The organism is Pseudomonas sp. NMI760_13, assembly GCF_021283245.1.
Classification (GTDB): domain Bacteria; phylum Pseudomonadota; class Gammaproteobacteria; order Pseudomonadales; family Pseudomonadaceae; genus Aquipseudomonas; species Aquipseudomonas peradeniyensis.
This window is the reverse complement of sequence record NZ_JAJSRC010000001.1, coordinates 1-14,857: the sequence shown is the minus strand read 5'-3', so window position 1 is coordinate 14,857 and position 14,857 is coordinate 1. Positions and strand designations below refer to the sequence as shown.

General features: G+C 59.5%; 13 protein-coding genes. 12 read left to right on the top strand and 1 reads right to left on the bottom strand.

Annotated elements, in window-relative coordinates; genetic code table 11:
- The first annotated feature begins 5 nt into the window (after window positions 1–5).
- From LU671_RS00070 to LU671_RS00045, 6 genes are all read left to right on the top strand, one after another.
- Window positions 6–3,227, top strand: a complete 3,222-nt coding sequence (locus LU671_RS00070) for a helicase-related protein (protein WP_003160812.1) — start codon at window positions 6–8, stop codon at window positions 3,225–3,227.
- Complete coding sequence (locus LU671_RS00065; RefSeq protein WP_003158911.1) at window positions 3,224–4,030, top strand: DUF4391 domain-containing protein; 807 nt, start codon at window positions 3,224–3,226, stop codon at window positions 4,028–4,030. The genes LU671_RS00070 and LU671_RS00065 overlap by 4 nt, the downstream gene beginning before the upstream one ends.
- A gap of 9 nt (window positions 4,031–4,039) precedes the next feature.
- Window positions 4,040–5,806 carry a GmrSD restriction endonuclease domain-containing protein gene (locus LU671_RS00060; protein ID WP_232854617.1) on the top strand — a complete coding sequence of 589 codons (1,767 nt, stop codon included), beginning with the start codon at window positions 4,040–4,042 and terminating at the stop codon, window positions 5,804–5,806.
- Window positions 5,806–8,499 (top strand): site-specific DNA-methyltransferase, encoded by a 2,694-nt coding sequence (locus tag LU671_RS00055; RefSeq protein WP_232854616.1) that lies wholly within the window; start codon window positions 5,806–5,808, stop codon window positions 8,497–8,499. Before LU671_RS00060 ends, LU671_RS00055 begins: the two co-directional genes overlap by 1 nt.
- Before the next feature lie 123 nt (window positions 8,500–8,622).
- Complete coding sequence (locus tag LU671_RS00050) at window positions 8,623–10,272, top strand: ATP-dependent nuclease (RefSeq protein ID WP_232854615.1); 1,650 nt, start codon at window positions 8,623–8,625, stop codon at window positions 10,270–10,272.
- The gene (locus tag LU671_RS00045) at window positions 10,269–10,457 is read left to right on the top strand and encodes a DUF2130 domain-containing protein (protein WP_232854614.1); all 189 of its coding nucleotides are present in this window, start codon (window positions 10,269–10,271) and stop codon (window positions 10,455–10,457) included. The genes LU671_RS00050 and LU671_RS00045 overlap by 4 nt, the downstream gene beginning before the upstream one ends.
- A 6-nt stretch (window positions 10,458–10,463) precedes the next feature.
- Here the strand turns inward: LU671_RS00045 and LU671_RS00040 are convergent, their stop codons facing one another.
- On the bottom strand, window positions 10,464–10,898 hold the full coding sequence (locus LU671_RS00040; protein ID WP_003131969.1) for a mercury resistance transcriptional regulator MerR: 435 nt from the start codon (window positions 10,896–10,898) through the stop codon (window positions 10,464–10,466).
- Window positions 10,899–10,969: 71 nt separating this feature from the next.
- Between LU671_RS00040 and merT the strand changes: the two genes are divergently transcribed.
- The 6 genes from merT to LU671_RS00010 all read left to right on the top strand — a co-directional run bounded on the left by merT (window position 10,970) and on the right by LU671_RS00010 (window position 14,847).
- Window positions 10,970–11,320 (top strand): mercuric ion transporter MerT, encoded by a 351-nt coding sequence (gene merT / locus LU671_RS00035; RefSeq protein ID WP_003131974.1) that lies wholly within the window; start codon window positions 10,970–10,972, stop codon window positions 11,318–11,320.
- A gap of 12 nt (window positions 11,321–11,332) precedes the next feature.
- On the top strand, window positions 11,333–11,608 hold the full coding sequence (gene merP / locus LU671_RS00030) for a mercury resistance system periplasmic binding protein MerP (RefSeq protein WP_003131987.1): 276 nt from the start codon (window positions 11,333–11,335) through the stop codon (window positions 11,606–11,608).
- Window positions 11,609–11,679: 71 nt separating this feature from the next.
- Entirely contained in the window at window positions 11,680–13,365 is a 1,686-nt protein-coding gene (gene merA / locus LU671_RS00025) for a mercury(II) reductase (protein WP_003158917.1), read from the top strand.
- 17 nt (window positions 13,366–13,382) lie between these two features.
- The gene (gene merD, locus LU671_RS00020) at window positions 13,383–13,748 is read left to right on the top strand and encodes a mercury resistance co-regulator MerD (RefSeq protein ID WP_000995360.1); all 366 of its coding nucleotides are present in this window, start codon (window positions 13,383–13,385) and stop codon (window positions 13,746–13,748) included.
- Entirely contained in the window at window positions 13,745–13,981 is a 237-nt protein-coding gene (merE, locus tag LU671_RS00015) for a broad-spectrum mercury transporter MerE (protein ID WP_003132004.1), read from the top strand. The genes merD and merE overlap by 4 nt, the downstream gene beginning before the upstream one ends.
- Window positions 13,978–14,847, top strand: a complete 870-nt coding sequence (locus LU671_RS00010) for a putative bifunctional diguanylate cyclase/phosphodiesterase (RefSeq protein WP_003160808.1) — start codon at window positions 13,978–13,980, stop codon at window positions 14,845–14,847. Before merE ends, LU671_RS00010 begins: the two co-directional genes overlap by 4 nt.
- The last annotated feature ends 10 nt before the right edge of the window (window positions 14,848–14,857 follow it).

Sequence of the window (14,857 nt, the reverse complement as noted above, 5' to 3'; positions counted from 1 at the left end):
CGACCATGAAGCTGATCCACAACACCGGTTCGCAGCGCGTCATCGATTTGATCCGCCCTCATCTCAAGCGTGGCAATCAGCTCGGTTGCGTGACGCCTTCGTTCTCTCTTTACGCCTTCGCTGAAGTCCGAGAGGCTCTGTCCACCCTGGAACGGGTCCAATTGATTGTGCCTCCCGACGATGCGGTGCTTGAACTCCTTGGTTCGGAAGGTGACCGTGCCGCGCGCAATCGTCTGCAGGCACGCTGGTTGGCCAATCAGTGCGCGAAGTGGATCAGTGAGAAGGTTGATCTGCGGCGGGCATCAAGATCAGTGCCTCAAGGTGCAGCAGTCATGCGCAGGCTCGATGGAACGCCTGAACAAGTGGTGCTGGGGTCGTTCGCCTTCAGCACATCAGGCCTTGGCCTGACGCCAGGCAACCCATTGAGCTTGATTCAGGCATCGGAATCTGCTGACGAGGCCGCGCAGCTTGCCCAATGGTTCGATCACCAGTGGGCAAATCTGCAAAGCGTTTCTGCCACCGATTCGGAGGACAAGAGCAAAGGGCGTGATGCCGTTCTCGAAGCGCTGCGAGCCCTTGGTGAGCACCGCGACCCGTTCACCATCTACACATTGATGTTGCATCACCTGTTTCGTGACAGTGGCGACGAGATGGATGAAGAGCGCATCGTCAAGTCCGCCACCGGCATTCGCAATACCGTGGTGTGGAAGAAGCTCTTCAAGTTCCAGCGCGACGGCGTGGTGGGCGCGATCGACAAACTCAACCGCTTTGGCGGCTGCATCATTGCCGACAGTGTCGGCTTAGGCAAAACCTTCGAAGCCCTGGCCATCATCAAGTACCACGAACTGCGCAACGACCGCGTGCTGGTGCTGGCGCCCAAGCGCCTGCGCGATAACTGGACGCTTTACAAGGCCAACGACAAGCGCAACGTCCTTGCAGGCGACCGTTTCAACTACGACGTCCTCAACCACACCGACCTGTCACGCGATGGCGGCACATCCGGCGATATCGATCTGTCGCATGTGAATTGGGGCAACTACGACCTGGTGGTGATCGACGAATCGCACAACTTCCGCAACAAGGCCACCCACAAAGGCAAGGAGTCGCGCTACGACCGCCTGATGCGGCGGATCATCCGCGAAGGCGTCAAGACCCGCGTGCTGATGCTCTCGGCCACACCGGTCAACAACCGCCTGGCCGACCTGCGCAACCAGATTGCCTTTGCCACCGAAGGCGATGACACCGCCCTGATGGAGCACGGCATCGCCAGCATCGAGGCCACGACCCGCAAGGCGCAGGCGCAGTTCAACCGCTGGCTGGCGCTGGACGAAGCTGAAAAAACACCGACCCGGCTGGTGGAGATGCTGGGTTTCGACTACTTCACCTTGCTGGACCATCTCACCATCGCCCGCTCTCGGCGGCACGTGGAGAAATACTACGGCACCAGCGAGACAGGCCGCTTCCCGGATCGCCTGCCACCGATCAACATCAAGGCCGACGTTGACCTTGCGGGCGAGTTCCGCGCCATCCGCGACATCAATCAGGAAATCCGCCGACTCACCTTGGCCAGTTATGCGCCGCTGCGCTATGTCCTGCCCCACAAACAGGAAGCCTACGACGCCAAGTACAGCACGCAGATTCGCGGCGGAGAAAGCTTCTTCCGCCAAGCGGACCGCGAAGAAAGCCTGATTCATCTCCTGCGTGTGAACGTGCTCAAACGCATGGAAAGCGCCGTTTCTTCCTTCACCCTGACACTGCAAAGGCAGCTCAAGGACGTGGAGGCCACGCTGGGCCGCATTGAGTCGCATGCCGATGCACTGGAGGAAATCGACATTGCCGACGTCGATATCGACGACCCCGCGTTCGAGTCCTTGTTGGTCGGGCGCAAAGTCAAGGTGCTGCTGGATGACGTGGATCTGATCCGCTGGAAGCAGGATCTGCTGGAAGACCGCAACCGCCTGGCAACCCTGCTGGCGGCTGCCAAACAAATCGATGCCGCCCGCGACGCCAAGCTGACCGCACTGCGCGACTTGATCCAACGCAAGTGCCACGATCCGATCAACCCCGGCAACCGCAAGATCATCGTGTTCACTGCTTTTTCCGATACGGCGCACTATCTCTATGCGCAGCTCGCTCCCTGGGCCAAAAGCACGTTGGGTGTCGATGCTGCGCTGGTCACCGGGAGCGCCGGCATACAGACCACCTTGCCCGGTCTGCGCAAAGGCATGAGCGATGTGCTGTCGGCATTTGCGCCGCGCGCCAAGGAGCGCCCGGCCGAACTGGCCGCTGAAGGCGAGATTGACTTGTTGATCGCCACCGACTGCATTTCCGAAGGGCAGAACCTGCAAGACTGCGACTGGCTGATCAACTACGACATCCACTGGAACCCGGTGCGCATCATCCAGCGCTTCGGACGCATCGACCGCATCGGCTCGCCCAACCAGCGCATCCAGCTCGTGAACTTCTGGCCCAACATGGAGTTGGAGGAATACATCAACCTGGAACAGCGCGTCAGCGGTCGCATGGTGCTGCTCGATGTCTCGGCCACAGGGGAAGAAAACCTGATCGAGCAACAATCCGGCAACGCCATGAACGATCTGGAATACCGGCGCAAGCAGTTGCTCAAATTGCAGGACACCGTCATCGACATGGAAGACCTGTCCACCGGCGTGTCGATCACCGACCTCACCCTGACCGACTTCCGCATCGATCTGGCGCAATATCTGAAGGCGCACCCCGGCAAGCTCGACACCCAGCCCCTTGGAGCCTATGCGGTGACCACGACACTGGATGCCGATATTCCCCCCGGCGTGATCTTCTGCTTGCAAGCCTGCGGCCCGGCAGCAAAGCCCGCCGCATCGTCCGACTACCCGCTCGCGCCGCACTACCTGGTGCATGTCGGCGATGACGGAACCGTATTGCTGCCTTACCCCCAGGCCAAACGCATCCTGGACCGCCTCAAGCGCCTTTCGCTGGGGCGCGAACGACCTGATGAAAGTGCCTGCGCGCGGTTCGACAAGGCCACCAAAGGGGGCGAAGACATGCGCCATGCCCAGAAGCTGCTCGCGGCGGCAGTGGCATCCGTCGCCGGCAAGCACGAGGAACGGGCCGTGGCCAGTCTATTCACGCCCGGCGGCACGCACGCCATGAAAGGCGAATTCGCCGGCAGCGGTGATTTTGAGGTGGTGGCATTCCTGGTGGTGCTGCCGGAAAGGGAGGCAGCATGACGGTCATCGACGCGCACGCCGTTATCCAGGCATTGGGCCTGCCCGACAGTTGCCGGGTAGAGCAGCGCGTCCCCAAGAAACTGCTGTTGGAGAATGGTGTGCCTACGGCGTCCGACAAACGCTTGATCACCGATGCCATTGAAGAAATCCAGTGGTTCGCCGCGCTCAAGCCCAACACCATCGGCGTGCCTGACTACCGGGACGCGCAGCGCGAGTACCTTGAGATCGCAGTGCTGGTTGTGACCTTGCGGGGTACCGTCAAACCCGCCAGTTGCTCGCGGCTGGCTGAACTGGTGCACCGTGCGGTGCCTTATCCGGTGCTGTTGCTGTTGGTTGAAGGACAAACGGTGGCCTTGTCCCTGGCCCACAAGCGCTGGGCGCAGAACGAGGCCAGCAAAGTGGTGCTCGACGGCAGCCTTACGTTGGCCTTGCTATCCCACGCAACCGCCAATGCCACGGCGACCGATGCCGCAGCACGCTCCGAAGCCGAGCATGCCTTCGTGCAATCCCTGTCGATTGCACACCAGCCCCAGACCTCGTTGCACGCCCTCTATCAAGGCTGGATGGATTGCGTGCAGGCCCTGCAGGCTGCGCGGCGGACAGGAAACTACCGAACCACGGCAACGCCGGAGCAGGCGGCGGCGCGTCGGCAGGCGCTGGCCGATTGCGAGCGGCTTGAAGGCGAGATCAGCCGCCTGCGGGCACAAGGCGCGAAGGAAAAGCAGATGGCACGCCAAGTCGAAATCAATCTCCAATTAAAAGCACTGTTGGCCGAGCGTCAGCAGATCGCTCAATATCTCTGAGGAATAGAAGTGAAGGCCACAGAAACCAACCTGCTCAAGTTCTTGAAGAAATCTCCGCAGTTCGTCATTCCCATCTATCAGCGCAATTACTCCTGGACGGAAGCCCAGTGCCAACAGCTGTGGTCAGATTTGCTGAGGTCGGGTCGTGACGAGCAGATTAATGGCCATTTCATCGGTTCCATCGTTTATGTGGAGCGTGGTCTGTCCACCGTCACCACCCAGGAAGCACTGCTGGTCATCGACGGACAACAACGTCTTACCACGTGCACCTTGTTGATTGCAGCACTGGCCAAGCACTTTGAAGCCAATCAGCTGCCTGAATTGCTGGACAGTTTCTCCGCGCGAAAGCTGCACAATTACTACCTGCTCAATCCTGAAGAGGACGGCGAGCGCCACTACAAACTCATTCTGTCGGAAACTGATAAGAAGACGTTGTTGGCCATCATCAAATCCGCACCGATGCCTGCGGAGATCAGTACCCGCATAGAGCAGAACTACACGCTCTTTCAGGCGCTGATAAACAAGCATCAGGACGAGCTCAAAGCCATCTGCCAAGGGTTGGCCAAATTGCTCATCGTCGAGGTGTCGCTCGATCGCACTCAGGACAATCCTCAGCTCATCTTCGAGAGCATGAATTCCACCGGCCTTGAGCTCAGCCAGGCCGATCTGATTCGCAACTACATCCTGATGGGATTGGAGCCAAAGCTCCAGACTGAGCTTTACCAGAGTTACTGGCGGCCGATGGAAAAATCGTTCGGCCAGAAGGCCTACGTGACGCACTTCGATCCCTTTATGCGTCACTATCTCACTGCCAAAACAGGTGAGATTCCCAACGTGCGCGAAGTGTATGCTGCCTTCAAGGCTTTCGCTCGCGCCAGCCAGCTTGATACCACTGCGCTTGTTGCTGATATCCACGCCTATGCCAGCTACTACTGCGCCATGGCGCTTGGTGCGGAAACGGAGTCGAAACTAAAAGAAGCTTTTCACGATCTGCGTGAGCTGAAGGTAGACGTAGCCTACACCATCGAGCACATCCTGCCGCAGAACGAAGTACTTTCATCAGCGTGGCAGGCGGAACTCGGCCCCGATTGGCAACAGACTCAGCAGAAGTATCTGCATACCTTGGGCAATCTCACCTTGACGGGATACAACAGCGAGTACAGCGACTATCCATTCGCCTACAAGCGCGATCAGGTCATCAATGCCGATGGCAAGAAAATCGGCTTCAAATACAGCGCCCTCAACATCAACGAAGGATTGGGTGAGGTAGAAAAGTGGGATGAAAGTGCCATCAAAACACGTGCCGAGCGCCTTGCTAGAGAAGCCGCCAAAGTATGGGCTGCACCGCAGCTGGATAGCAGCGTCCTTGATGCCTATCGCCCTTCAGCAACCAACGCAGGGCAACACTACGGCATCGACGATCATCCGCACCTGACCAGCGGCACCATTCGCACACTGTTTGATGCCTTGCGCAAAGAAATTTTGGAGTTGGACCCGTGCATCTACGAGGAATACCTCAAGCTCTATGTCGCCTATAAGGCAGAGACAAATTTCGTGGATGTTGTCCCTCAGGCCAGACGTTTGCGCCTGTCGCTGAATATGCCATTCAGCGAGATCGATGACCCCAAAGGGCTGTGCACCGATGTCACCAACCTTGGCCGCTGGGGCAATGGCGATGTAGAAGTCGGCTTGTCCAGCCTGGATGAGCTTCCCTACGTCATGGGCCTGATTCGCCAGTCTTTTGATCGCCAGATGGGCGACCTGCAGGATGCCTGATGCCAAAGAATACCGAGTTTGAGGAGAGTCTCACCATGACCATTAAAAAAATCGATACCACCAGCCCAGAAGCCCAATCCGCCGATCTGGTGGCGGGAAATATCGAACAGCTCAAAGCGCTGTTCCCGGAGCTGATCACCGAGGGCGCGGGCGGCGTGGCCGTGAATGTGGACGTACTCAAGGCGCTGGTGGGCGATGCCACCGTCACCGATGCCGACGAGAAATACGGCCTCAACTGGCATGGCAAGCGCCGCGCCCGGCAATTGGCGCTCACGCCCAGCACGGGCACCCTGCGCCCCTGCCCGGAAGACAGCGTGGACTGGGATACCACCCAGAACCTGATGATCGAGGGCGACAACCTTGAAGTGCTCAAGCTGCTGCAAAAAAGCTATGCCAGCAAGGTCAAGCTGATCTATATCGACCCGCCGTACAACACCGGCAAGGATTTTGTGTATCCGGACAATTTTCAGGACAACATCAAGAACTATCTGGAGCTGACCGGGCAGATCGAGGGTGGAGAGAAGATTAGCAGCAATACCGAGGCCAGCGGGCGCTTTCATACCGACTGGTTGAACATGATGTATCCAAGGTTGAAGCTGGCGAGGAATTTACTGCGAGAGGATGGGGTAATCCTGCTCAGTATCGACGAGCATGAGATCACGAACCTGCGCTCCGTGATGGATGAAGCCTTCGGTGAAGAAAATTTTCTATCCTGCCTTACATGGGAAAAAGGCAGAAAAAATGATGCCAAGTTTTTTTCCAATGGACATGAGTACGTTCTTGTCTACGCAAAATCGCAGAGCTACCTTCGAGAGCAGAAAACGCTGTGGCGTGAAGAAAAGCCGGGTGCCCGAGATATCTGGAATAAATACCTCGAACTGCGCGTTCAGCATGGAATCCAAGACAACCTGATCGAAGAGGGGCTGCAAGCTTGGTATTCCGACTTGCCCAAAGCACACCCCGCTAAAAAGTGGAGCCGCTACAAGCGAGTGGATCAAAACGGGCCGTGGCGGGATCGTGACATCTCCTGGCCGGGCGGTGGTGGGCCGCGCTATGACGTCCTTCATCCCGTTACAAATCAACCGTGCGTTGTGCCGGAGGCCGGTTGGAGATACTCATCTTCCGATGAAATGCAACGCCAGATAAAACTTGGGCTTGTTGAGTTTCGCCAAGACCACACGGAGCCGCCCTTCCGAAAGGCACATATCCGCCCGATTCCTCAGGAGCTTGATTCGGACAGTTCGACTGATGTTGATGCGCCTGAGGAACCAGCCGATATCGAGGATGAAGAAGAATTCGCAACTCAGGTTAGGGGTAGCTACTTCTACAAGCAATCCCAGGTTTCGGTGAAATATCTCCGGACCCTATTGGGGAAGAAAGTCTTCAACAATCCAAAGGATCTGGACGAGATTGCGAAACTGATCCGCTACACCACGTCTGATGACCCTCACGCCGTTGTGCTGGATTTTTTTGCGGGCAGCGGCACGACGGGCGAGGCGACGATGCAGTTGAACAGTCAGGATAACGGGAGCAGACGTTACATTCTTGTCCAACTTCCAGAGTCGCTTGACGCAAGCGACAAGCAGCAAAAGATTGCTGCAAAGTACTGTGGAGACCTTGGACGGCCGCTGAATATCGCTGAGCTCACTAAAGAACGCCTACGCCGTTCCGGAACCAAGATCAAAGCCGATAACCTCGACTGGCAGGGCGACACCGGCTTCCGCGTATTCAAGCTCGACACCTCTAATATCCGAGCCTGGAATCCCAAACCACACGATCTGGAAGCCACACTGTTCGACCATCAGGATCACCTGCTCGAAGGCCGCAGCGAGGCCGATGTGTTGTACGAACTGCTGCTCAAGCTCGGCCTTGATCTTTGCGTACCCATCGAAAAGCGCGGCATTGAAGGGCTAGATGTACATGCCGTAGGCGGCGGCGTGCTGTTGGCTTGCCTGGCCGAAAAAATCACCCGTGAGCAGGTGGAGCCACTGGCCCAAGGCATCATCGCCTGGCACAAGGAGCTGGGCGCCATCAACAAGAAGGATGTGAACAACCTCTACAAAGAGACCGAGAAGACGGGCGGCGAGAAGCCCATCGACCTGATCAAGGCCACCCGGCCGATCATCATCGTGGATGAACCGCAAAGTGTGGACGGCGGCCTTGAAGGACGCGGCAAGGAAGCGCTGGATGCCATGAACCCGCTCTGCACGCTGCGCTATTCCGCTACCCATGTGGACAAGCACCACATGGTGTTCCGCCTGGATGCCGTGGATGCTTATGAGCGCAAGCTGGTCAAGCAGATCGAGGTGGCGTCGGCCACGGTGGAGGATGCGCACAACAAGCCTTTCGTGCGCCTGGTGAAGGTGGAAAACAAGCGCGGCCGCATCAGCGCCAAGGTCGAGCTGGATAAACAGACCGCCACTGGCGTGCAAAGGACTGAGGTGACGGTCAGCGATGGCGACGACCTTCAGCAGAGCGCCGATGGCCGTGCGATCTACGCCGATTTTCGGGTGGGCGAGATCAATACGGCCAAGGGCGAAGCGTTCATGGAGCTGCGCTACCCCGGCGGCGAAGTGTTTTTGCAGCCGGGTCAGGCCCACGGTGATGTGGATGTTCACCGACGACCTGCGCGACAAGGAAAGCGCCAAGATCGAATGCGGCAAGGCGCATTTCACTGCGCTGGCGGTTGGTGAGAACCCCGCCCGGTATGTGGTTGCGCGCTCCGTTGACGATCTTTTGACCGAGGCGGCAAAAGGATAGGTTCTGTCGCTGTCACGGCGAGAGACGACACAAAACACAAGGAGCAGAGACCCGAAATGAAGATCCAATCCGTTCGCATCCGAAACTTTCGCACGTTGAAAGACGTGACGATTCCGTTCGATTCCGTCACGACCTTCATCGGGCCGAACGGTGCCGGCAAGTCAACGGTGCTTCGTGCGCTCGACTGGTTCTTCAACGGCAAACCCGGCTCGCTGACGGAGAAGGATTGCTCTTTTGGGGCGACTGACGAAGACATCGAGGTTCAGGTCACCTTCGCAGACCTCACCGAAAAGGATCGCGAGGCACTTGGCAAGTACGCGCCGGAAGGAGTTGCCACGTTCACCGCATGGAAGCGCCGATCTCCCGATGGCACCGATGTGCTCTCCGCCAATGCAAAGGGATTTCCGGCTTTAAATGCCATCAAGGCAGCAGGCGGTGCGACTGCGAAGAAAGAGCTGTATGCCACTCTCCGGCGCGAGCGCCCGGAGCTTGACCTTCCTGCGGCGAATACTGGTCCAGCCGTCGAGCAGGCGATGACAACTTGGGAGGCGGCTCACACTGATCAACTGCTCGATGCGCCCGAGGCTTTGCAAACCAATTTCTTCGGTTTCAACAGCGGCGGCAAGATGAGCGGGCTCTTCGACTTCGTCCTGGTTACGGCAGACCTTCGGGCAAGTGAAGAGTCCATCGACGGCAAGGCAAGCATCATTGGGCGAATCCTTGAGCGCTCGATTGACCGAACTGCCGCTGATGAGGCAATCGCGGAAATCGTTGCGGAGTCACGGGCAAAGCAGCAACAAGTCTACGAAGAGAAGTTCAAGGAGCAACTTGGGGCCATCACAACGCAGCTCAACGAGGTCGTCACAACCTATGCGCCAGGCCGGGCAATCACGGTTTCTCCGGCTGAGGTGGAACTCAAGGCACCTCGCACGACGTTCGACGTGGCCGTGCTCGACGGCACCACCGAGACTGCGGTGGAGCGGCAGGGACACGGCTTTCAGCGCACGCTGCTGATCTCGGCTCTGCAACTCTTGGCGCAGTCGGGCGCAGCCTCGGCCGAGGGAGTCATCTGCCTGGCGATCGAGGAGCCGGAACTTTTCCAGCACCCGATCCAGGCGCAGACCTTTGCGAAGGTGCTCAGGTCGCTCGCCGAAGATGCTGGCAAGCGCATCCAGGTGACCTATGCGACGCATAGCCCCTACTTCCTGGAGGCTCGACATTTCCATCAAGTCAGACGGCTGACGAGATCCGCTGACGAAGTCCCGGTGGTGACGGTCCACTTTGCCACGGTTGAGGATGTGAAGGCCAGGCTGAATGGAACAGTGGATGGCGATGTGGTCGATCGCAGGCTCGACCATAACGTGGCCGACCAGCTTGCCATAGCACTCTTCGCGAATCGCGCATTTCTTGTGGAGGGGACAACCGAATCTGCTGTGTTCTACGGTATTGGAGATAGAACTTCCCCCGGCGCCCTTGAGGCAGCAGGAATTTCTATCGTTTCTGTGGGCAGCAAGACATCGATACCCCTCGCGCATGCGATTTTGAAATCTATTGGTGTGCCAGTCTACGCACTGTTTGATGCAGACGGTGGATTTGAAGCGCGAGCCAAAGCCAAAAACAAAAAGCAAGATGACATAGATCGGGAGCGCAACAATCATGCGGTACCGAAGCAGTCGGCGCGGTCGAGAAAGAACGTGACGAATTGAAGAGCGGCTTGCAGCGGGTAGAACTTGAAAAGCATCTCGCCGAGAAATCTTTGAAAGAAAAGTACGAGACGCAGATCAAGGATCGTGATGACGCAATCGAGCGCCTACGGGACATGAAGGCGCGACTATCGACCAAGATGGTGGGCGAAACTCTTGAGGGGGTCGTCTCAGAAAACGGAAAATAAAGCACGCTAAGGCATAGCCGAACCTGCCAAGCTTGCTCCACCCTGTAGTGACGCGATCAGCGGGCAGGAAACGTTCCCCCTTCGCGCATGGCAGGCGCACACCAACTCAGACAGCACGGCCTCCATGCGCGCCAGGTCAGCCATTTTCTCGCGCACGTCCTTGAGCTTGTGCTCGGCCAGACTGCTGGCTTCCTCGCAATGGGTGCCATCCTCCAGCCGCAGCAGCTCGGCGATCTCATCCAGGCTGAAGCCCAGCCGCTGGGCTGATTTCACGAAGCGCACCCGCGTTACATCCGCCTCGCCATAGCGGCGGATGCTGCCATAGGGCTTGTCAGGCTCCAGCAACAAGCCCTTGCGCTGATAGAAACGGATGGTCTCCACATTGACCCCGGCCGCCTTGGCGAAAACGCCAATGGTCAGGTTCTCCAAATTGTTTTCCATATCGCTTGACTCCGTACATGAGTACGGAAGTAAGGTTACGCTATCCAATTTCAATTCGAAAGGACAAGCGCATGTCTGAACCAAAAACCGGGCGCGGCGCGCTCTTCACTGGAGGGCTTGCCGCCATCCTCGCCTCGGCTTGCTGCCTCGGGCCGTTGGTTCTGATCGCCTTGGGGTTCAGCGGCGCTTGGATCGGCAACTTGGCGGTGTTGGAACCCTATCGCCCCATCTTTATCGGCGTGGCGCTGGTGGCGTTGTTCTTCGCCTGGCGGCGCATCTACCGGCAGGCAGCGGCCTGCAAACCGGGTGAGGTCTGCGCGATTCCCCAAGTGCGAGCTACTTACAAGCTCATTTTCTGGATCGTGGCCGCGCTGGTTCTGGTCGCGCTCGGATTTCCCTACGTCATGCCATTTTTCTACTGATCGGAGTTCACCATGAAGAAACTGTTTGCCTCCCTCGCCCTCGCCGCCGTTGTTGCCCCCGTCTGGGCCGCCACCCAGACCGTCACGCTGTCCGTACCGGGCATGACCTGCTCCGCCTGCCCGATCACTGTCAAGAAGGCGATTTCCAAGGTCGAAGGCGTCAGCAAAGTTGACGTGACTTTCGAGACACGCCAAGCGGTCGTCACCTTCGACGATGCCAAGACCAGCGTGCAGAAGCTGACCAAGGCAACCGCAGACGCGGGCTATCCGTCCAGCGTCAAGCAGTGAGTCACTGAAAACGGCACCGCAGCACAACGGACGTCATTGTCTGGCGCCACAAACGATAAAGGATCTGTTGCATGACCCATCTAAAAATCACCGGCATGACTTGCGACTCGTGCGCGGCGCACGTCAAGGAAGCGCTGGAAAAAGTGCCAGGCGTGCAGTCGGCGCTGGTGTCCTATCCGAAGGGCACAGCGCAACTCGCCATCGTGCCGGGCACATCGCCGGACGCGCTGACTGCCGCCGTGGCCGGACTGGGCTACAAGGCAACGCTAGCCGATGCGCCACTGGCGGACAACCGCGTCGGACTGCTCGACAAGGTGCGGGGATGGATGGCCGCCGCCGAAAAGCACAGTGGCAACGAGCCCCCGGTGCAGGTAGCGGTCATTGGCAGCGGTGGAGCCGCGATGGCGGCGGCGCTGAAAGCCGTCGAGCAAGGCGCGCAGGTCACGCTGATCGAGCGCGGCACCATCGGCGGCACCTGCGTCAATGTCGGCTGTGTGCCGTCCAAGATCATGATCCGCGCCGCCCACATCGCCCATCTGCGCCGGGAAAGCCCGTTCGATGGCGGTATTGCGGCAACTGTGCCTACGATTGACCGCAGTAAGCTGCTGGCCCAGCAGCAGGCCCGCGTCGACGAACTGCGGCACGCCAAGTACGAAGGCATCCTGGGCGGTAATCCGGCCATCACCGTTGTGCACGGTGAGGCGCGCTTCAAGGACGACCAGAGCCTTACCGTCCGTTTGAACGAGGGTGGCGAGCGCGTCGTGATGTTCGACCGCTGCCTGGTCGCCACGGGTGCCAGCCCGGCGGTCCCGCCGATTCCGGGCTTGAAAGAGTCACCCTACTGGACTTCCACCGAGGCCCTGGCGAGCGACACCATTCCCGAACGCCTTGCCGTAATCGGCTCGTCGGTGGTGGCGCTGGAGCTGGCGCAAGCCTTTGCCCGGCTGGGCAGCAAGGTCACGGTCCTGGCGCGCAATACCTTGTTCTTCCGTGAAGACCCGGCCATCGGCGAGGCGGTGACAGCCGCTTTCCGTGCCGAGGGCATCGAGGTGCTGGAGCACACGCAAGCCAGCCAGGTCGCCCATATGGACGGTGAATTCGTGCTGACCACCACGCACGGTGAATTGCGCGCCGACAAACTGCTGGTTGCCACCGGTCGGACACCGAACACGCGCAGCCTCGCGCTGGACGCAGCGGGGGTCACTGTCAATGCGCAAGGTGCCATCGCCATCGACCAAGGCATGCGCACGAGCAACCCGAACATCTACGCGGCCGGCGACTGCACCGACCAGCCGCAGTTCGTCTATGTGGCGGCAGCGGCCGGCACCCGTGCCGCGATCAACATGACCGGCGGCGATGCGGCGCTCGACCTGACCGCAATGCCGGCCGTGGTGTTCACCGATCCGCAAGTGGCGACCGTGGGCTACAGCGAGGCGGAAGCCCACCACGACGGGATCGAGACCGACAGCCGCACCTTGACCTTGGACAACGTGCCGCGTGCGCTCGCCAACTTCGACACACGCGGCTTCATCAAGTTGGTTATCGAGGAAGGCAGCCATCGGCTGATCGGCGTACAGGCGGTCGCGCCGGAAGCGGGTGAACTGATCCAGACGGCGGCTCTGGCCATTCGCAACCGCATGACGGTGCAGGAACTGGCCGACCAGTTGTTCCCCTACCTGACGATGGTCGAGGGGTTGAAGCTCGCGGCGCAGACCTTCAACAAGGATGTGAAGCAGCTTTCCTGCTGCGCCGGGTGAGAAAAAGGAGGTGTTCAATGAACGCCTACACGGTGTCCCGGCTGGCTCTTGATGCCGGGGTGAGCGTGCATATCGTGCGCGACTACCTGCTGCGCGGATTGCTGCGCCCGGTGGCGTGCACACCAGGCGGCTACGGCTTGTTCGATGACGCCGCCTTGCAACGGCTGTGCTTCGTGCGGGCGGCCTTCGAGGCGGGCATCGGCCTCGACGCGCTGGCGCGGCTGTGCCGGGCGCTGGATGCGGCGGACGGCGACGAAGCGGCCGCGCAGCTTGCCCTGCTGCGTCAGTTCGTCGAGCGTCGGCGCGAAGCGTTGGCCGATCTGGAAGTGCAGTTGGCCACCCTGCCGACCGAGCCGGCACAGCACGCGGAGAGTCTGCCATGAACAACCCCGAGCGCTTGCCGTCCGAGACGCACAAACCGATCACCGGCTACCTGTGGGGCGGACTGGCTGTGCTGACTTGCCCCTGCCACCTGCCCATCCTCGCTGTCGTGCTGGCCGGCACAACCGCCGGTGCTTTCCTCGGCGAGCATTGGGTCATCGCGGCGCTCGGTTTGACCGGCCTGTTCCTTCTGTCCCTGTCGCGGGCGTTGCGGGCATTCAGGGAAAGAGAATGAGCGCTTTCCGGCCGGATGGATGGACGACGCCGGAACTGGCCCAAGCGGTCGAGCGCGGGCAGCTTGAACTGCACTACCAGCCCGTCGTCGATCTGCGCAGTGGTGGGATTGTCGGCGCGGAAGCCCTGTTGCGCTGGCGTCATCCGACGCTTGGACTATTGCCACCGGGCCAGTTCCTGCCCGTGGTCGAATCGTCCGGCCTGATGCCTGAAATCGGCGCTTGGGTGCTGGGCGAAGCCTGCCGCCAGATGCGTGACTGGCGAATGCTGGCATGGCGACCGTTCCGGCTGGCCGTCAATGTTTCGGCGAGCCAAGTGGGACCGGACTTCGACGGGTGGGTAAAGGGCGTGCTGGCTGATGCCGAGTTGCCCGCCGAGTATCTCGAAATCGAGCTGACCGAATCGGTCGCGTTTGGTGATCCGGCGATCTTCCCCGCCCTGGACGCCTTGCGGCAGATCGGTGTGCGCTTCGCCGCCGATGACTTCGGGACGGGGTATTCCTGTCTGCAACATCTGAAGTGCTGCCCAATCAGCACGCTCAAGATCGACCAATCGTTTGTCGCCGGGCTCGCCAACGACCGCCGCGACCAAACCATCGTGCACACCGTGATTCAGCTTGCGCACGGGCTGGGCATGGATGTGGTGGCTGAAGGCGTGGAAACATCGGCGAGTCTTGATCTATTGCGACAAGCGGACTGCGACACAGGACAAGGCTTCCTGTTCGCGAAGCCAATGCCGGCGGCGGCATTCGCCGTCTTCGTCAGTCAATGGAGGGGTGCCACCATGAATGCAAGTGACTCTGTCATTTTCAGAAGACGACTGCACCAGTTGATTGGGCGTAATGGCTGTTGTGCAGCCAGCTCCTGACAGTTCAATA

What these genes read in the sequence shown, in the direction of transcription:
- LU671_RS00070 (WP_003160812.1), top strand. Translation starts at nt 6, where the DNA reads ATGAAGCTGATCCACAACACCGGTTCGCAGCGCGTCATCGATTTGATC.
- LU671_RS00065 (WP_003158911.1), top strand. Translation starts at nt 3,224, where the DNA reads ATGACGGTCATCGACGCGCACGCCGTTATCCAGGCATTGGGCCTGCCC.
- LU671_RS00055 (WP_232854616.1), top strand. Translation starts at nt 5,806, where the DNA reads ATGCCAAAGAATACCGAGTTTGAGGAGAGTCTCACCATGACCATTAAA.
- LU671_RS00050 (WP_232854615.1), top strand. Translation starts at nt 8,623, where the DNA reads ATGAAGATCCAATCCGTTCGCATCCGAAACTTTCGCACGTTGAAAGAC.
- LU671_RS00040 (WP_003131969.1), bottom strand. Translation starts at nt 10,898, where the DNA reads ATGGAAAACAATTTGGAGAACCTGACCATTGGCGTTTTCGCCAAGGCG.
- merT (WP_003131974.1), top strand. Translation starts at nt 10,970, where the DNA reads ATGTCTGAACCAAAAACCGGGCGCGGCGCGCTCTTCACTGGAGGGCTT.
- merP (WP_003131987.1), top strand. Translation starts at nt 11,333, where the DNA reads ATGAAGAAACTGTTTGCCTCCCTCGCCCTCGCCGCCGTTGTTGCCCCC.
- merA (WP_003158917.1), top strand. Translation starts at nt 11,680, where the DNA reads ATGACCCATCTAAAAATCACCGGCATGACTTGCGACTCGTGCGCGGCG.
- merD (WP_000995360.1), top strand. Translation starts at nt 13,383, where the DNA reads ATGAACGCCTACACGGTGTCCCGGCTGGCTCTTGATGCCGGGGTGAGC.
- merE (WP_003132004.1), top strand. Translation starts at nt 13,745, where the DNA reads ATGAACAACCCCGAGCGCTTGCCGTCCGAGACGCACAAACCGATCACC.
- LU671_RS00010 (WP_003160808.1), top strand. Translation starts at nt 13,978, where the DNA reads ATGAGCGCTTTCCGGCCGGATGGATGGACGACGCCGGAACTGGCCCAA.